The sequence below is a fragment of the Spirosoma foliorum genome, from assembly GCF_014117325.1.
GTDB lineage: Bacteria > Bacteroidota > Bacteroidia > Cytophagales > Spirosomataceae > Spirosoma > Spirosoma foliorum.
The window spans coordinates 84,007-102,312 of record NZ_CP059732.1; the positions used below are offsets into that span (position 1 = coordinate 84,007).

Sequence of the window (18,306 nt, forward strand, 5' to 3'; positions counted from 1 at the left end):
ACTTAAGGGGTGGTTTCAAGTTCAATGTTTCAGGTTTCAAGTTCCAGGCTATGGCATCTCTCCAGAAAATGGAACTTGAAACCTGAAACATTGAACTTGAAACATGAAACAAGATTTTGATCTCGACGTTGTGCTGGCCCATATTGAGGAGGCCATAAAGCCCTACCCCAAAGCGGCTATGTTCGATCTGTTTGAGCGAGGGTACAACAGCCTCTTCGAGCAACTGATTTCATGCATTGTATCGATCCGAACGCTCGACGAAACAACGATTCCTGTATCACTGCGGCTGTTTGAAAAGGCACGCACGCCAGAACAACTTCTTCAACTCGACGTCCCGACGTTAACTCACTTGCTGTACGGAACTACCTATCCCGATCAGAAAGCCTATACGATGCTGGGCATTGCCGAGCGGATTGTAAATGAATTTAATGGAGAGTTGCCCGCTACGTACGAAACCCTGACATCCCTAAAAGGCGTTGGGCCGAAGTGTGCCAACTTAGCCTTGGGCGTAGCCACCGGGCAAGCCGCTATCAGCGTTGATGTTCATGTACATCGGGTTGTAAACCGCTGGGGCTATGTGCACACCAAGCAACCTGAACAAACCCTGAAAGTTCTGGAAACGAAAGTGCCTCGTGAGCAATGGATAGCGATCAACCGATTGCTGATGCCGTTTGGTAAACACATTTGTACGGGCACTTTACCGCATTGTTCAACCTGCCCCGTACTGCCCTGGTGTGAGCAGGTAGGCGTAGACCGGCACCGTTAATGACCTTATTTCTGTAAGGTTGTTAAATATTGTTTCAGACTGGCCAGCGTACCACGACAGGATTTATCGATTTGCCGATATAATTCGGCTTGCTGCTGGGCAGCCTGCTCAATTAATTTCCGATTCGTGATTTTGCCCCCCGATGCCCGTTCCAGTTCGGCAGCTGTGCTACTACTTGCTCGAACCGGCACGCTGATCCCCTTATCTTCGGCAATCAAGTCGGTGATGGTAGCGCGGTAGCGACCAAACTTAGCTTCAACCGTGAGTGTGTAGCGTACGATCTGATCGTCAATGTGATAAGCCGACTTGATGAACTGAATATTATGCTCTGGATCGTACTGCTGTTCGGCTGCTGATTCTGATTCATAATAAAATTCAGCCCAATCGTGGAGTTGGTTCATTAGCTGACGTGCTGGCAATTTTTCATTAGGCACGCGCACAATTTCCTGATATTGAACCTGGCCTGTTTCATTGGTTGGCAAGCGAAGTTGTGCGAATGCACTGCCAGATACAAACAACGTAATGATTAGCAAATACTTCATACTGAATTGACTTCGAGTTTACGAACAGGCCATACCGCACTGCCTGCCAAAAGCGAATGCGAAGATAAGGCCGATCCGGATTTGATAATAACGAAATTGTAGATCGGGGATAATCGTAACCATTGATTCATGTCGATGGTTAACTAATCATTCGTTTACCTTAGCCTCTATACGTCTGTGAATCAACTACCTTTAACGGTTAAGCGGTCTATTGAATTATTGGGCTTATGCCTGCTCGGGGCCTTACTGCTGGTTGGCAAAGCCGTTATTATGCCGCTAATTATGGCCTTTTTTATCAGCATCATTTTGTTGCCGGTTTACCGATTCCTTAAAAAGAGCCGCCTTCCCGATTCAATAGCTATTCTACTGGCCATTTTGCTCATGATGGTATCTGGTCTGGTGATTATGGGGTTTTTCTCGATCCAGATTCGCGCGCTACTCGCCGATTTTCCACAGATCAAGAAAACACTTCTGATGCACTTGCGCGAGCTAAGCGAGTTTCTGGTTCAGAAAACGCATTATTCCATCCAGCAGCAACTTGATTTTTTTCACGAGCAAAATGCCAAACTGCTCAACGCAACGGGCGATTTGTTGCGGCAGGTGGCTGGGTCTTTATCGTCGGTTTTTGTGTTGCTGGGGCTGATGCCTATTTACGTGTTTCTGCTGCTGTTTTACAAAAATCTGCTTATTCGCTTTGTGTTTTTATGGTTCTCGACCAAACACCATGACCGGGTCGAAGAAGCACTACGAGAAACCGAATTGATCATCAAAAGCTACCTGATTGGCTTACTGATTCAGATTGCTTTCATCATTATTCTGCTGGGAGGCACACTCCAACTGTTGGGAATACCGCACGCCCTGTTAATTGGCATTATTCTGGCCTTTCTGAATCTGATTCCCTACGTTGGTATTGTGATGGGAACGCTGATTGGTCTGTTTATTATTCTGGCTTCCTCGCAGGAGTGGTTACCAATTATTGAACTGCTTGTGGTGGTGGCCGTCGTTCATTTTCTGGATCAGAATATCCTGCGTCCTCGTGTGCTTGGTTCTAAAGTAAAAATCAATGCCTTAACCAGCATCATTGGGGTTGTGATTGGCGGACATATGGCGGGCATATTAGGTATGTTTTTATCATTGCCCATCATTGCGATTCTGAAAGTGATTTTTGACCGGACAGACATGTTTGCGCAATGGGGTGTTTTGTTTGGCGATGACAATCCGGTGCATAGCCCCATGCATAAATTAGGCTTGCGAATCAGGAAGAAATAGACGAATAAAAACTCCCCTTATTCGTAGGCGGGTAACGGATGCTGTTGGCTCAATTTCAGGTAATTGGCGCGATATTTCTTATTGTTTTTAACGCCAATACTGGTCAGAATGCCACTCGTCATCGTTTTGATCCAGTAGCCGAAAATAAACGTCTGCGGGTCTCGGTCGTAAAAAATGCTGGAATCCGTTTCGTTTTTCTTGCGTAAAACTTTGCCAATCACGAAGTTTTTAACGCGGATCAAGAAGGTTTTCTTTGTTGTGTCAGCAGGGCTGAGTAGACTGATTTTTAGGTCTTTATAGTGGAATCGCATATTGCCCACTGATGCATATTGATTGCCCACCACTCTGGCTATAATGGGCTGCACGTATCCACCATCCAGATTGGCGGCTATAATTGGGTTCGTAATCGAACTCATCTCGGGCAAGCGCACCCCCGACGTGTTGAGCTGCATATGAAAGCCCGCCAGCGAATCGCTGTAGGATTCCCGGTATTGCAGTCGGTCAATGTTTAACCCCAGCAACTTTGTGCTGGCAGTTAGTGCTAAACTGTCGGTCGTTTTTCTTGGGCGATTGGTAATGTTTTTCAGAACGCCATTGATGTTCATCAACGGTACATTTCCCACCCGATTCGTGAGTTTGGAGGTTTCGTGATAAATAACGTTGCTGTTGACGACCGAAATCGAATCAATGTGAAACGGTATGTTCACCCGTCGGATGAGCCGCGTAGGCATTAGCTTCTCCGGAATAAAGTCCGGGTCGGGTAGGCGCTTATCCCGCGAGATATCGGCCGTGACGTTTTTGGCTACAACATGATGAATTGAAATCGTAGAATCCCGGCGCCACTGAGCCATGCTTAACCCGTTGAATTGAGCTTCCTCTCCCTTAACGGTAATGTAATCGGCCTGAAAATGCGGTGGCGTCATAAACTCCTCCTGGGGCATTGTGGGCGTTATTTGAAAATGATTGACCTGTAAACGGGCATTTTGGGGAGTCCAGGTTAGGGTGCCAGCCTGGAAAGCCGTTCCTGGTCTTTTCAGCAGCACATCGTTAACCGCCAGATTCGTATGGTTCATCCAGGTAGCCCAGGCAATTTTTTTCCCGGCTGTCCAGACGAAACTCGGAAAATTGACAGTCGCCGTAAGGTGGCCAAGGCTAAGCAGGCTTGGGAAATTACTGCGCTTCGCTTTCAGAACCGGATGCAGATCGTTTGCGGTCAGCGTAGCCTGCAAATCACCGATCAGTATTGGCTTCCCGGCTTGTGTGGCCGATACCTTGCCATTCGTTAGCTGTACTGTGGCTGCTGGGATTACGGTTTTTAGTCGGGGACTTGTGAGCGCTATATTGCTCGGCGACACACGTAAAGAGGCAAACGTTAAAGCCTCCTGTTTGGCACCATAGAGCCCTTTCCCTTCTACATCAACTACCGTTCGAACACGTACCGAATCGCCATTTTGGGGATTTATATAGGTCACATTCGCCCCATTGATGCTCAATTCATGAAGGGTAAAAGTAAACGGAATAGCAAACCCATTGGCTGGACCTGAGCCTTCAGTTTTCGGTTGACCAGTCGTGAGTAGACTTATTTCGGGCTGGTCAAGTTGCAGCGATTGGAGACGAATAGTTGAAAAGTCAGTTGAATTGAACGGCGCAATGACCCGGATTTTCGGTAAAGCAACCTGGAGCGTTTTACCCGGACTGTTGTCTGTATAACGAAGGTTGGTTAGTGTCGTGATTTGCTGGCTATTGAGGTCTACAGAGGCAATCGACACCTGCTTACCACCCGGCTGATTTAGATAAAGATCGTTCAGTTTGCCGCTAATCTGATTCCAGCCAAAATAGCCCGTATCCGTTGTCAGGCTATCGATCCGGATGGATGAGCCCTGAAAACCAGCCCGAATTTGTTTGGATAAAGCAGCCTTCAGCGTTAGATGATCAGCCATTAGTTGGGCGATGTGAATGCGTGGCAGGTGCTCTTTAATCTGGTCGGGAGCGTGGTTTTTCGTCGAGGTACTACGCTTTTTTACTGGGCTTTTCATGTCGATGGCCAGATCATGCACCCGGAGTAGTTCAATCTGAACGTCTTTGGATTGTTGAAGTGCATCCCAGGCAAACGCTTCCCAATACACTTTATTGGCCGTCAGCACGCTTCCATTGGCGAGGTCCATCTGAATTTTATCGACCCCATTGTAGCGCTGTTGCCCATAGAGGGTGTAATTCGTCAGGGAAACGTTTAATTTTTTGGTGGTCAGGTGTGCATTTGCTACGGTCAGGTTTGGAATAGCATGCTTCATGTCAATCAGCGAATCGCTCACTAAAAAATCGTTCAGCAAAACGGTCGCGTTCATGTTCTTCATGGACACTTCCATAGGCGCATCGCCCCCTAATTTATACTGCGCGTTGGCATTGATAATCCGGAAATGATTTACCCGCAGGAGTTCGCCCAATCCGTGTAATGTCTTGAATAAATCGACTTTTTTAGGAGGAGTCGTCGATGCAACATAAGGCTTTGGGCGTAAGGAAGCTTTGGGCGTAGCCAGCACCACAATGCTGGGTTGTACCAATTCGGCGGCAGACGCCACGAGCCGCTTTTGCATTAGATCTTCAAAATCTATGTTGTGCAGATGGAGTAGGGGAGCCTTGAACGTCAGGCCCTTACCAGTTACTTTACGAGACGTTGTTCCATACAGCACATTCCTGAAAATGAGGTCTTTCTTCAATACCTGAAACGATTCGACACTGATTTTGAACAGGCTATCGGGCGAGAAAAAGGCAATGTTCCGTAGGCTCAGGTTAACGCTATCGGTGCTGAGGGAGTGATCGTTTTGCTGGTTGAGCGCTAGGTTATAAATGGTCAGGTTGGCTTTCCGAGTACCGCTCTGCGATGTTGGATTTCGTTTGTTGGCCAGTAAAATCTGACCATCCTGCACCTGTGTATACCGAATCGTTACCGTTTTAAACAGGGTTTTGATGTTCGCATGAATGGTGCCGCTGGTATCGGTTATCTGCTCTTTTCGGCTTTCGATAGGCAGCGTAAGAATGGGCCGAACGCAAATGAGCGTGTCGAGCCACAATTCTCCTTTTTGGTAAACGGCGGGCAAATGCGTTGAGTTAAAGAAAAACTTCTCGGCCCGCAGACTCATTTCTCCTTTTTGAGCGGTAGCCGGTTTTCGAAAGTGAACCGAGTCAATTTCAAATAATTGCGTAGCACTGGCAAAGCGCAAGCCGCGAAAACTTAGCGTATTTTTTCCGTCTGATAGCACCCATTGCTGAGGACCCAGCGATACTTCAATCCGGTCGGAGCCAAGTATGCGTCGGTTGTCATTATCAATTTTTGAAAAGTTGTGAACAACTAGGTTAATGTCCTTAATAACAAAAGGCCCCGCCGAATTTCGTTTGATCAGTGCGAACGATCCACTCTGAACGTTAAAGGATTTCGCGTGTAAATGATCCAGCGTTTTCTGCAGGTTTTCGAGAATGCTCGACGTATGAAAACGAGTCTGGTTGTGGCTTTTCGAGTGAACCTTATAATCGTGAATGACAATCTCGGGCTTCGAAACCGAAAAACTATCGACCAGAAGTTTCTTGTGTATCAGTAGCTCCCGCCATGATTCGATGGACAGATAAGACTGGGGAATTTTTACCGTGTAGTACGCCGGTACATTCGTCGTGTCTTTTCGGGCGAAGAGTAGGCCATCAATCGACACGGTTTTATTCAGGATTGACAGACTTAAATTCTTGGTCTGGAAGGTGTACCCACCTTTAGTCTCTTTGTCAATCGCGTAGGTGATTATGTCTTTCAGGTTGTTGATCAGTATATAATACAACCCGCCTGCCGCCAAAGAGAGCACTGCCGCTACCAGAAAAAGTAGTTTGCCCCAGCTTTTTGACGACAACTTCATAAGACTAAACGTGCGTGAATGAGTAACAGTGAGGCTCTTGGTTGTTACTATTAACTAACTATGAACACAATGAGTTTGGCTTATATCGTCAATTTAATGGTAAGGGGTTAAAAATCAATTAATTAAAAGCTTCCCGCTTCCAGACGATGTAATCGGTTACCGGCGCTTCGTTGACCATAGGGCGGATTAGCTGGACAACCTGTCCTCGGTGATAGGCCGCGTGGTGACTCGTGTGCGTCAAAATCTCCGTCACTGTATTTTGATAGTCAACGCCTTGTGAGTTAGCATAGGCAATGGGTTTCGCTAAATCCAGTTCCGGTAATCCTTCGAGATAACTTGTTAACTGCCTATGTTGGCGTTCGGCTGTTTCAGCCATCCAGCTAACCGGAATGTCCTCCCAGATAGAGACAAAAACCGACTCCTTCGTGATGCGGCCCAGCCAGACGTGCTGGGCCGATAGAATATGACCCATAACGGCAAGGGCGCGTGCGGGTGGGTTTTGAATTTTTTCGAGGGCGCTGATTACTCGCAGATTAGCCCAGAGTTCGTAGTTCAGTAATTGAATCAGATGGTCTTTCATTGCAGTCCACGTTTTGTTGCCTGATACAATGCTTCAACGATATTGGTGCGGGTATTCAGATTCCCAAGCTTCGGATTATTTCGGGTTGGGTAAACTCGGTTGCACAAAAAGACGTAGGTTAGGTTATAGGCCGGATCGGGTTCAACCCAAACAAACGTGCCCGTAAAGCCCGAGTGCCCGAAACTGGCTTTTGTTGCCGATTTTGGCGCATTGCCAGTGTAGGTAAAGGATGGTTTATCAAAGCCCAGCCCACGACGGTTGCCTAACTCTGGAAACTGATATCGCGTAAACTCGGCCATCGTTTTCTGCGAAATGAATTGCTGGCCACCATAGCTACCTTTCTGACGATACATCTCGTATACCTTCATCAAATCATTGGCCGAACCGAACAAACCCGCGTGGCCCGATAAGCCATTGAGCATTGCTGCGCCTTCATCATGCACGCGCCCCCAGATGAGCGTTTTTCGGAACAACGAATCGTATTCCGTCGGAACGATGCGTTGGAGTGAATAATACCGTCGGGGCAGGAAGGTAAGCGTAGTGGCACCCAGCGGTTTATAGAAGGTCGTTTTAATGTAATCTTCAAAATCGACACCCGTAATCCGCTTCACGATCTGCGGGTAAAGGATGAACGAAAGGTCCGAATACACATACTCTTTCTTGGCGTTCAGTGGTGAATCGCGGATTTGCTGGAAAATCGTTTTGGGGTATCGCTTGAATTCGTACAAACTATCGGTCACTTCAATCGGATAGCGACCTGATTCTTCGGCTTTAAAAGTTTTCGGTTTCCAGGTCCCGTCGGGATTTTTGGTGTCCATCCAGAACGGAATCCAGGCTTTCAGACGGGCCTGGTGAGTCAGCACATCGCGCCAGACCAAATCCGCTTTGTTCGATTTTTTGAAGCTAGGCAGGTAGTCGGCCATTTTGCCGTCGAGGTTGAATTTGCCTTCATCGACCAGACGCATCAATGCCGGGGTTGACGTGCTGACCTTCGTTACCGATGCCATGTCATACAGATCATCCAGCTGAACAGGCAACGGTTCGGCTCCTAAAGAGGCATCGTAGGTATGTTTGCCGTACGCTTTGCGGAAAATGACTTTGCCGTTTCGGGCCATTTGTACCACGCAACCCGGAAATGCTTTCTGGCTTAGTCCAACATTCACCAACGAATCGACCTGCTGTGCCAGGTAGCGGCTATCGATACCAACTTCTTCAGGAATTGTGTACTTGAGCCGCCCGATGGGTTGAATGTTGATGCCATCGCCGATTCGGAAGCGTTGGTTAACCGTTACGGGTAATTTACCTGATGCCCCAATGGCCCCAAAAATCAACTGGGCCGACAACTCTTCGGTATACGTAGTTAGCTGATAAGGCATCACAATGGCCCGCGCCTGTTCGATGTTCCGGCTTGGTTGAGCGGTGTCCATCGGGAAGGTCAATTTATCCAGTGCGTAAACATTTCCGAATACCGTAACAACCGCCTTTCCGGTGGCGACCAATTCGCCAAGTAAGCCAGCCGTTTTACTTTGCAGACCATATTTGACTGCCGGACGGATATTGTTCAAATGAACATCGACCAGAATCAGATTGTAGTTTTTGAGCGAATCCCGTACCTGTGCCAGCGTCGAATCCGGTGTTTTAGAGGTTATGTTAAAATGGCGAATCAGGGTATAGTTGCCCGCCATTTCCTGGAACGCTGTGACTTTATCGCTTTCAATTGCTACCGATGCGATTCGAAGCGTATCCAGCCGTTGGAGCGGCAACAGATTCCGCTCGTTTTTGAGGACGGTCAGACTGGCTTCGGTGAGTTTACGATTGAGTAGTTCATCCTGAACCGGATTAAGATCGCTCACCAGATTCTCCAGAACAATAGGTTTGTACTGATCCAGCCCGACCCAGGCTTTGGCTTTCAGGACTTTCAGGCAACGGGCATCGAGCGAAGCCTGCGACATCCGGCCATCGGCTACAGCCTGTTTGATTAACGAAAGAGCAGCCGGAACATCTTCGGTAAACTCTAAAACGTCCATACCTGCTTCCAACCCCAGTTCGTCGGCCCGGCCCGATGGAAAATATTTTGTTACGCCTTTCATATTCATGGCGTCGGAAAAGACCAATCCCTGAAAACCCAATTCATTTTTGAGCAGGTTGGTAACGATGGCTGGTGAAAGTGTAGAGGGACGATTCCGGGTTGTGTCGAGCGCAGGAATACTCAAATGGGCAATCATCACCCCGGCAGCGCCCGCATTGATCAATTGCTTGAACGGATACAACTCAAGAGAGTCGAGTTGAGCGCGGCTTTTGGTAATTAGGGGCAGGTCGTAATGCGAATCGGTACCCGTATCGCCATGCCCTGGAAAGTGTTTGAGGCTGGTTAACAACTGATTGTCCTGCATACCACGCATATACGCGAGTGCTTTACGGGCCACATCGTATTTATTTTCCCCGAACGACCGGAAGTTAATGACGGGGTTGTTCGGGTTATTGTTGACATCTACCGATGGGGCAAAGTTGACGTGCATACCCAATCGGCGCGCCTGCTTTGCCAAATGAGCGCCCATCTGATAAATCAGCGAATCAGAACCCGCGCCCTGCATCGCTCCAAGTGTCATTTGGTACGGATAGCGAACCGTACTGTCCAGCCGCATGGCAATGCCCCATTCGGCATCCATTGCAATCAGGAGCGGGACTTTCGAGTTGGCTTGCAGCCGATTGGTTAAGCGAGCCTGACGCATAGGTCCACCCTGAAACATAACGACACCACCCAGTTTGTTTTTCTGGACGAGGGTCACGAGCGAGTCTTCGTAACCGGGTTTCCGATTTGAATAGCCCGCTACCATAATCAACTGGGCAATTCGCTCGTCGGGCGTCATATTGGTAAATACCGAATCGACCCAGCAGCTCTGGCGCGCATTAAGTGTAAGAAAAGTGGGCGATGTCGTTTGCGCCAAAGCCGGTATGGACAATAAAACGCTTAATAAACCAACAAGAAGAGACCGACAAATGGGCATGAGTCAAATAAATTGGGGTCGTGAAGTGTCAAAAATACAAAAAAACGCCCTCGCCACTCCCGTAAAAGGTGAAATGACGAGGGCGTATGTGGGATTTACGAAGTTTGATTTACGATTTACGTTAGCTTGCTTCGGCAAAAAAACGTGCACCATAATTCGTAATTATCTTTTGTAGCGACTTGGGTATTCTTTGCCAACGCCGAAGCTATACCCTAGGGCTATGGTGAATGTCGAGTTTTGCAGTGAGCTACGTCGGTTCCAGACGTTGGGCAAGTTGGTTTGCACATCAGTTAAGCCTAGTGTATACCGAGCGTCGATCAGAAAGTGCTGACGGCTACCCGTTCCCCAGTTAAGTTGAAAGCCACCAGTTGCCCCTAAATCCAGATTATTGAAATCTTCACTGTTTTCTCCATTCAGAACAGGGCCCGTTCCCTGAAGATAGTCGCCTTTAAGGCGCTTTGCATTCATTTTGATGCCCAACGAAGGACCTACGAACAGATTGGGTCGGAAATTACCCGAGAGCGTCAGGAAATAGCGGGCAACAACCGGAATTTCCAGGTAATTGACGCGTTGAATAAACTTCTTCGTATTGTCGTTGTAGCTCGTGCCCCGTTGCGAATACAGGAAGTCGGCAGAAATACCGAAATGATTCAGCGAACTATACATAACAAAGGCACCCGCCGACAGGCCTGGGGTGAATTTCATATAATCGGCATCGCCCCAATAATTAGATAAATTCAAGCCAACACGTGGCCCAACGCTAAAGCGTTGCTGTGCGAAAAGGCTTGATAAACAGCTAGAAACAAGAACAAATGAAAGAATAGCGGAGCGTAGTGAATTTGAGCGAAACATGGTAAAAGCAATAAGTTGATATGTCCGCTTAACGTCTTAGGTTTGGCAAATGTTTTATTTTGTTAAAAGACTTTACGCATTTTTATTCTAAAAAATAACCTGCTGAGTCGATTAGGAGGGGTTATAAACACTAAATGGCTGATCTATCGAATTGGCAGGTTTAGTCTGAAATACAGTCGTTTTAGCTGGCACAGCAGGTTTAGGTTTGACGGAGTATTTAGGCGCAAAAAAGATAAAGTAGATCGCCATGGCCAGCATAAACAGAATGGCGGCTGTGGTGGTGGCAATCCAGAGTGGCCAGAGCCGTTTTTTATTGGCCGACTCATGAATTCGCTGATGAAGTGCATCGCGCAAGTCAGCCATTTGCTCGGCCATTGTACCGCTCGATACGTTGGTCGCCGTTTTCTGCATCGCTTCCAGACCGGCCAGTGCATCAGCATAAAATGGGTTTTCCAGCAACAACCGCTCAACGCGGTGCCGAGCCGGTCCGCTTAGCCGACCGGACTGATAAGCCCTTAATTCGTCAAATGTTAGTTGGTCGTTCATAAGCTTTGTTTACTCATACAAATTTTCAAATTTCGCCGACCATTTTGCAAATAACTTTTCACTTGTTTTAGGTCATAACCAGTCAGTTCGGCTACTTCTGTATAGCTTTTTCGATCCATATAAAACAAGGTCAGGCAGGTTTGTTGTTCGGTGGGAAGTGTTTTCAGGCAGGATTCCATACGGGTAAGATCTTCCTCCAGCTCCAGCGTATCTGCGTCATCACTTCGTAAATTGAGCATTGGTTCGTCCTCTACTTCACCTGTGGCATTAGTAACCAGCTCTGTTTTAGGATGCGCCTGATTTTTACGCAGTTGCATCAGGCAGTAATTGCGGGCTACACTATGCAACCAGGGGCCAAACTGCTGTACGTCATGCCGACGCAAGTCGGTTACAAGCTGTTCGAACAGATTCATGACCGCATCTTTAGCCTCATCTTCATCGCGCAGGTAGTTGAAGCACACGGCATAAATCAGTTCCATGTGCTGCTCATAGAGCTCCCCTAAAATGGTTAGATCGCCCGTGGCACGATAAGCCGCTACATAATCAGCAGTATCGCTGCGGTAGCGGTCGGGCGAGGGTTTAGGCTTACGAAACAGTTTCAGAAACATAGGTTGAGGGCTGCTTACTGCCTAGATGCGTAAACCGATTAAATTCCATATCACCTGATTGATTTTGGTTGGTTTCAACCGGATGATGGTAATAATTCTAACCGAACCTTGACCAGGATCGTTACATAAAGATACAAACTCAACGATACTATGAAACGGATATTCTTGCTTACTGCTTTATTAGGAAGCCTTAGTTGGGGAAGTGCTTTTGCCCAAAGTGATCAATCTTCGGCTGTCCAGCAACCGGCCTCAACAACAGATACACGTCAGGCTAATCCGACCCGGCCTAAACTCAAGAAAAATAAAACTGATACCCTGACGCCTAAAAACCGTAACCAACGGCGATTGGCTCCTGATTCACTGCGTCGGGGAGGAGCTACGCGTGTTGATACCGTTCGGTAGCGTCTGTGTTTGTTGTGGCGTCAGGTTCTCAAACCTGACGTGTGAGGTTGCTCAAAACCTTTGGGAAAGCGAGGTTTTGATATCCTTCAAAACTCCGTTAGGAGTGGTCGGTTAATAGAAAACAGAGGATTGTCCATAACCCGAAGTGCCGTAGCTATTGACAGGACGCCCTTACAGGGCTGATTAGACTATTTTATTTTTTCTTCTGACGTTCGGCCTTTCGCTCGGCTCGTTTTTCCTGGCGTTTGGCTTTTCGCTCGGCTCGTTTTTCTTTTCGTTCAGTCTTCCGTTCTTCTCGCTTGGCTTTAAAATCATCTTTAAGACTCTTTAAGGCGTCTTTTACGGTGATGTTATTGTCAAATTCGCCCCGAAATGCTTGAATGTACGCATTGCGTAGAACACCGAAAATAGTTGGCCAAATAGCTGTTTCAATGTTATCGATCGTTCCGTTTAAGGGAATACGTGTAGCAACCTGGTCGTGTTTCTGATTTTTAAGCACATCGGTACCAACCTGCGCAATGAGTTCGGTGAAAAAACGGCCTACAGATCGATTGTCATGCTCGTTCATTTTGAAAATTTGCATGCCCTTGGTAAGGGGTTTGATGTAGCCATTGAGTTTTTTGTTGAGCATGGCCATCTCGCTATATACGCTTACAGTACCTCGCTCAAAATCGAGATTGGCGTACTGGCGGGCAAGGGGGTTAAGCTTAACAAGCTGGAGATCGCTGAAACGAAGATTGTAATCTAAGTCAGGAACAACTTTCAGCAAATTCATATTGGCCGAAAAATTCATCGTTCCGCCATAGCCAAGCACGTCACCGGAAGCTACAACCGGCGAGGGGAGTAGTTTATTCTTTTCTTCAACGTTGCGGATATTTTTAATTTCTCCCTGAAACCGCTGCAAGGATAAATCGGCCCGAGGTTGGGTTATCAGGCTGGTTAGCTTCACCTTACCATTCACAACTGCAAATCGGTTGATATTAATCGGCAGCAGTTTTTTCAGATAGGCCGTCCAGTCGACCTCGGCACCGGTCTGATTGCTGGCTGCATTGTTACTGAAAGCGAAGTTGATTTCGGGTTCGTAACATTCCACTTCGCTAACTAATCGGCCTTTTAGCAGCGACTTCCATTCGATTGATAGATCTGTTTTGGGAATGTATAAAAAGGGTTCTTTAATCTTGCCGTTTATTTTTCGGATGCGAAGATCATCGAGCTGGTAAGCGCCCCGAATCAATTGAATATCAATGTCTTTGACATGACCTGTATAGCCGCCCATATTGGCCAGCGTTTTATTGACGTACCGAAGTACGAAATAGGGTAGTAGTAGGCGGGCAATAACCAGCAGAATGATTATTGCGAGTATAATTTTGGTTGTGCGTTTCAAAACGTTGAGTAATTGGTGGTAACGTTCTGATAAACACAATTATAGACCTATAAGGTTTTCAAAACCTTATAGGTCTGGCTAAAACTATCGGCTTGGTGAGAATTTACGGCCGTCGAGTGTCGTGTATTTAAAATCGGTGGAGCCTTCGAAGCGAACATCGTCGAAGTTGGTACCACGTGGCAGATGCGTGTATTTGAAATCGGCATTACCTGAAAAACGCGCCTGACGGAAATCGGTTACTTCATCGAACTTGGTGTATTTAAAATCAGCGGACCGTTGAAACGATACTTTCTGAAAAGAGGACGATTCATCGAAGTTGGTGTACTTGAAATCGGCATAGCTCCGGAAGGTCGAACTGTTGAAATCGGCTGCGTTACGGAACTTGGTATACTTAAAGATGGCTTCTTCGCTAAAGGTATTGTTGGTGAAAATAGCCCGCTGCGTGAATCGCGAATATTTGAATGCCGCATCGTCTTGGAACGTGCAGCCTTCAATGGTTACGGCTTCGGTAAAATCGGCGTTGTAAACCGTATTGTTGGTATTGAAAATCCGCTTACCATCCTGTTCGTCAGTGTGATAAGCCAGGAATTTGCCTTTGAAGGTGCAGTTTTTGAACGTAAGCGGCACGTCAACTACGCTTAAAAATTCATGCGAATCGCCTTTCCAGCTTCCTTCCCGTATCTCTTTCCGGTTAGCTAAGTTGGTCAGATCCAGATCGCCGGTAACGGTCACGTTCTGGTAAGAAACAGCTTCTTTACGGTTGATTTTGGCGATAATATCTTTCGCATCAATAGTCGACTGGGCCAATGTGGGCGCCATAGCAACCACCGCGAGTAATAGGGATGTAACGAAGGTTTTCATGGATGTTTTCTTAATGTTGTTTGACTTTTTGGTAAAGATGTAAATCAACGGCTAAAGGTTGCGTGAAGGAGAAAGATAAGTTGTAGGGAGCGGGTTCGCTTTTTAGTATCGCTACGATTTGACTAAACAAATAGGAGATACGGCAAAATAGATCAGCGTACGTCGACGGACCTTTGTCTTACTAAAAACAAAAGGATATGAACGTATTTGTCACGGGAGCCTCAGGATTTGTTGGCTCTGCTATTGTTAACGAATTGATCGGTGCTGGTCACAGCATAGTAGGCCTGGCCCGTTCCGAAGCCTCTGCCAATAAACTTCTGGCAGCGGGTGCCAGGGTTCATCGGGGAGATTTGCAGGACCTGGATAGTTTGCGCGACGGCGCAACTGGTGCAGATGGCGTAATTCATGCAGGATTTGTCCACGACTTTTCTCGGTTTGAAGAAGTTTGCGAAATAGATCGCATTGCTATCGAAACCATGGGCGCGGTATTGGCTAGTTCAAACCGACCATTTATTGTTACGTCGGGTACTGCATTAGTACGTCCTGGCGTCCTGGCCACCGAAGACATGAGCAACCAGCCTGACCCTGCAAGATTTCCACGCGTTTCAGAATCTGCCGGTCTGGCCTTTGCTGTACAAGGCGTGCGTGCCACAGCTATCCGGCTATCTCCATCCGTTCATGGCGAAGGCGATGCGCATGGTTTTATCCCGATTCTTATTAACATTGCCCGCCAGAAAGGCGTAGCTGCGTACATTGGCGAAGGACTCAATCGCTGGAATGCGGTGCACCGTCTGGATGCCGCTCATTTGTACCGCCTGGCTCTGGAGCATGGCGAAGCAGGAGCCAGATACCATGCCGTTGGTGATGAGGCCATTACCTTGAGAGCCATTGCCGAAGCGATAGGGAAAAAACTAAATATTCCAACCGTATCCATATCACCCGAAGAGGCACCGGCGCATTTCGGCTGGTTTGCTGCCTTTGCGGCTGTAGATTGCCCGGCCTCTAGCCAAATCACTCAGGAGCGCTTGGACTGGCATCCTGTGGGTCCATCACTGCTCGATGATCTTGCAGGCAGTGTCTATTTTAGTTAATTGCTTTATCTTGTGATACCATGAACAGGCAGCTCATCCGCGTCAAGACCATTAGCGAGTTTCACCGTATGGCAGGTTTGCCACGGCCGGAACATCCACTTATCAGCGTTATCGATCTTGAAACGTTGAGACGCCCGTTGGCAGAAGGCTCCTTCACGCGAGTATTTGATTTTTACTCGATCTCCTTGAAGAAGAACTTTCACGTCAAAATGGTGTATGGGCAACAGCCGCACGACTTTGAGGATGGCGTGTTACATTTTATGGCACCCGGTCAGGTGCTGACCGTAGAATTTGAAAAGAATCAGGTACATAACCCTTCTGGATGGATGATTTTATTCCATCCAGATCTGTTGTGGAATACGCCACTGGCTAAAGCCATCAAACAGTATGCGTATTTTGACTACGCCGTCAACGAAGCGCTGCATCTTTCGGAGAAAGAAGAATCGATGCTGACGGGAATAGCCAAATACATGGAGCAGGAGTACCATACCAATATTGATCGGTTCAGTCAGAGCGTGATTATTGCCCAGTTGGAATTGCTATTGACTTACGCTGATCGATTCTACCAACGCCAGTTTATTACCCGTAAGGTATCGAGCCACCAGATATTGACCCGTTTGGAAGAGCTGTTGAGCCAATACTTTAGCAGTGGCGCTTTAGCCGAACAGGGCTTGCCAACGGTTGCCTACATTGCTGATGAGTTGCATGTATCGCCCAATTATTTGAGTGGGCTGCTCAAGTCACTGACGGGCCTAAGTACCCAGCAGCATCTGCATGATAAGCTGATCGAACTAGCCAAGGAGAAGTTATCGACTACGAATTTGTCTGTCAGTGAAATTGCGTACGAACTTGGGTTTGAGCACCTGGCGTCATTCAGTAAGCTCTTTAAAACCAAGACGAACCTATCGCCACTGGAATTCAGGCAGTCATTCAATTGACGAGGGCCGTCGGTATAACTAAGTGCGAGTACTTTTCGCCCCGTTAGGGGCTTAACAGCGTAGCGTCGGTAGCAAAAGATTCGCGCCAACCTCCTTCGTGCCGCCAGCCGAGTGGCCAGAGCCATACGAGACGATTTGCGTACCTGACGGCACGCTGAATAGGGTCTAGGGTCTCAAATTACCTGATCTACCAACGCTTCGCTGTTTGATCCCTACGGGATAAATGATTGGGTTAGTTAAACCCAATCATTCGAAATCACTCAATCAAGCCACATGACTTTGTCATAAGCCTGTTCGTAATCCATTTCTTCGAGCGGGATAAAGCCTGCGAAATGCCCAGTTTCATCCGTTTTGATGGCATTCCAGCGGCCCGATGCGTCGCGTAGTAGCAAGCGATAACCATAAAGCGGATGCAGTGTGTTGCCATCCGTACGATGATCCCAGCCCGTTTGTAGCTCAATAGCAAAAGCGATCCGATCCATCACATCACTTAGCTGATCAGCTACATTGTCCACTCTATCTAATTCCTCAATCCAAAGTACTAGCCCATCAGTGCCCCAATTGAAATTGAGTTCAGATGTGGTAAGGGTGATTATAGAAGCGTTCATAACGATGTAAGGTATTGGGTTTATGGTGTAAAGTTTACGGTAGGCCGATGTAAGCAGTGTTGTAGCCTGAGCGCCGGACCACCGTAAACCTTATACCATAAACGATTATTACGCACTCATACTCCAGGCAGAAGGCACAAGATCCGGTCGGGTTTGTTCTTCCTGCCACTTACGCAGCCAGAAACGGTATTTTTTGCGCCCATAATCCAGAAAGCCGGGAATAGACGTAGCATCGACCGCAAAAAGCTTGTGAGGACGCTGTTTCATGATGCCAATAAATACAAACCGAAACTGGCGGGTTGTGTCCCACTCACCATTGTCGGCATGACGCAGATTGTCTACATAAAAAGCGGCCTGCCGATCGTAATCGTAGGTATAGCACGATTCCAGAAACTGCGCCTGTGTTCGGGCAGACGTTGTTTTCAGATCGATGATCAGCGCATTCCGACGTTTAGGGCTGGTGTATACCAAATCTAAACGGGCTTTACAGGCAATACCCGTTGTGGGTTCGGTTGACAAAACAACGCGCTCCCTCTCGGACTGACGCAGATACCGACGGCAGAAAGCATCCTGCCGAATCGTATGCATGAGTGTCTGGAGTTGTTTTGCCTGAGCAGGAGCCAGCGTATTTGCATCGACCTGGTTTGACGAGTCGATCATATCCGGCAAAAATTGAGATAACACAGTGCCAACGGTTTCGGGCTCCAGTAAATGCTGGTGAAACGCTCGGCCAAATACTTTGGTCTTTTCGGCTATAAACCGGGTTGAAGGCGTAGACCAATAGCCTAGATGCTCTTCTTTCAGGCGGGTTAAATCCGAGTTCGACACCCGTGGCAGTGCCCGATAAAAGTCGCCTTGTGTGTATAAAGGTTGTGATTGAACCGTTTGTATCGAAATAGGGGAGGTCTGCATAAACACAAAAAGTTGTATACATGAACGCGCTTAGGCGTAT

General features: G+C 47.5%; 16 protein-coding genes. 5 read left to right on the forward strand and 11 right to left on the reverse strand.

Features of this window, described 5'->3' with window-relative positions:
- Nucleotides 1-103: 103 nt before the first annotated feature.
- Nucleotides 104-766, forward strand: a complete 663-nt coding sequence (locus H3H32_RS00350) for an endonuclease III domain-containing protein (RefSeq protein ID WP_182460715.1) — start codon at nucleotides 104-106, stop codon at nucleotides 764-766.
- 5 nt (nucleotides 767-771) lie between these two features.
- On the opposite strand, the gene H3H32_RS00355 is transcribed toward H3H32_RS00350, so the two are convergent.
- Nucleotides 772-1,308, reverse strand: coding sequence for a DUF4468 domain-containing protein (locus H3H32_RS00355; protein WP_182460716.1), 537 nt, complete (start codon nucleotides 1,306-1,308; stop codon nucleotides 772-774).
- Between the two features lie 177 nt (nucleotides 1,309-1,485).
- Here H3H32_RS00355 and H3H32_RS00360 point away from each other — a divergent pair, with 177 nt between their 5' ends.
- Nucleotides 1,486-2,577, forward strand: coding sequence for an AI-2E family transporter (locus H3H32_RS00360; RefSeq protein ID WP_182460717.1), 1,092 nt, complete (start codon nucleotides 1,486-1,488; stop codon nucleotides 2,575-2,577).
- A gap of 17 nt (nucleotides 2,578-2,594) precedes the next feature.
- Here the strand turns inward: H3H32_RS00360 and H3H32_RS00365 are convergent, their stop codons facing one another.
- The 6 genes from H3H32_RS00365 to H3H32_RS00390 all read right to left on the reverse strand — a co-directional run bounded on the left by H3H32_RS00365 (nucleotide 2,595) and on the right by H3H32_RS00390 (nucleotide 12,070).
- A complete protein-coding gene (locus H3H32_RS00365) occupies nucleotides 2,595-6,476 on the reverse strand; it encodes an AsmA family protein (protein WP_182460718.1) in 3,882 nt (1,293 codons plus the stop codon).
- A 118-nt stretch (nucleotides 6,477-6,594) separates the two neighbouring features.
- Nucleotides 6,595-7,056 (reverse strand): DinB family protein, encoded by a 462-nt coding sequence (locus H3H32_RS00370; RefSeq protein ID WP_182460719.1) that lies wholly within the window; start codon nucleotides 7,054-7,056, stop codon nucleotides 6,595-6,597.
- Nucleotides 7,053-10,064 carry a serine hydrolase domain-containing protein gene (locus H3H32_RS00375; protein WP_182460720.1) on the reverse strand — a complete coding sequence of 1,004 codons (3,012 nt, stop codon included), beginning with the start codon at nucleotides 10,062-10,064 and terminating at the stop codon, nucleotides 7,053-7,055. The genes H3H32_RS00370 and H3H32_RS00375 overlap by 4 nt, the downstream gene beginning before the upstream one ends.
- A 162-nt stretch (nucleotides 10,065-10,226) precedes the next feature.
- The gene (locus H3H32_RS00380) at nucleotides 10,227-10,916 is read right to left on the reverse strand and encodes a porin family protein (protein ID WP_182460721.1); all 690 of its coding nucleotides are present in this window, start codon (nucleotides 10,914-10,916) and stop codon (nucleotides 10,227-10,229) included.
- A gap of 111 nt (nucleotides 10,917-11,027) precedes the next feature.
- On the reverse strand, nucleotides 11,028-11,462 hold the full coding sequence (locus tag H3H32_RS00385; protein ID WP_182460722.1) for an anti-sigma factor: 435 nt from the start codon (nucleotides 11,460-11,462) through the stop codon (nucleotides 11,028-11,030).
- The gene (locus H3H32_RS00390) at nucleotides 11,459-12,070 is read right to left on the reverse strand and encodes an RNA polymerase sigma factor (protein ID WP_182460723.1); all 612 of its coding nucleotides are present in this window, start codon (nucleotides 12,068-12,070) and stop codon (nucleotides 11,459-11,461) included. The genes H3H32_RS00385 and H3H32_RS00390 overlap by 4 nt, the downstream gene beginning before the upstream one ends.
- Nucleotides 12,071-12,220: 150 nt before the next feature.
- Here H3H32_RS00390 and H3H32_RS00395 point away from each other — a divergent pair, with 150 nt between their 5' ends.
- Nucleotides 12,221-12,472 (forward strand): hypothetical protein, encoded by a 252-nt coding sequence (locus H3H32_RS00395; protein ID WP_182460724.1) that lies wholly within the window; start codon nucleotides 12,221-12,223, stop codon nucleotides 12,470-12,472.
- A 193-nt stretch (nucleotides 12,473-12,665) separates the two neighbouring features.
- On the opposite strand, the gene H3H32_RS00400 is transcribed toward H3H32_RS00395, so the two are convergent.
- Both H3H32_RS00400 and H3H32_RS00405 read right to left on the reverse strand, forming a co-directional pair.
- The gene (locus tag H3H32_RS00400; protein ID WP_182460725.1) at nucleotides 12,666-13,856 is read right to left on the reverse strand and encodes a DUF748 domain-containing protein; all 1,191 of its coding nucleotides are present in this window, start codon (nucleotides 13,854-13,856) and stop codon (nucleotides 12,666-12,668) included.
- 84 nt (nucleotides 13,857-13,940) lie between these two features.
- Nucleotides 13,941-14,717 carry a pentapeptide repeat-containing protein gene (locus H3H32_RS00405; protein WP_182460726.1) on the reverse strand — a complete coding sequence of 259 codons (777 nt, stop codon included), beginning with the start codon at nucleotides 14,715-14,717 and terminating at the stop codon, nucleotides 13,941-13,943.
- Between the two features lie 197 nt (nucleotides 14,718-14,914).
- Here H3H32_RS00405 and H3H32_RS00410 point away from each other — a divergent pair, with 197 nt between their 5' ends.
- Both H3H32_RS00410 and H3H32_RS00415 read left to right on the forward strand, forming a co-directional pair.
- Nucleotides 14,915-15,808: an SDR family oxidoreductase gene (locus H3H32_RS00410; RefSeq protein WP_182460727.1), complete on the forward strand. Its 894-nt coding sequence runs from the start codon at nucleotides 14,915-14,917 to the stop codon at nucleotides 15,806-15,808.
- Between the two features lie 20 nt (nucleotides 15,809-15,828).
- Nucleotides 15,829-16,746 (forward strand): helix-turn-helix domain-containing protein, encoded by a 918-nt coding sequence (locus H3H32_RS00415; RefSeq protein WP_182460728.1) that lies wholly within the window; start codon nucleotides 15,829-15,831, stop codon nucleotides 16,744-16,746.
- 260 nt (nucleotides 16,747-17,006) lie between these two features.
- On the opposite strand, the gene H3H32_RS00420 is transcribed toward H3H32_RS00415, so the two are convergent.
- Complete coding sequence (locus H3H32_RS00420) at nucleotides 17,007-17,354, reverse strand: hypothetical protein (RefSeq protein WP_182460729.1); 348 nt, start codon at nucleotides 17,352-17,354, stop codon at nucleotides 17,007-17,009.
- 108 nt (nucleotides 17,355-17,462) lie between these two features.
- Complete coding sequence (locus H3H32_RS00425) at nucleotides 17,463-18,266, reverse strand: PD-(D/E)XK nuclease-like domain-containing protein (RefSeq protein ID WP_182460730.1); 804 nt, start codon at nucleotides 18,264-18,266, stop codon at nucleotides 17,463-17,465.
- Between the last annotated feature and the right edge of the window lie 40 nt (nucleotides 18,267-18,306).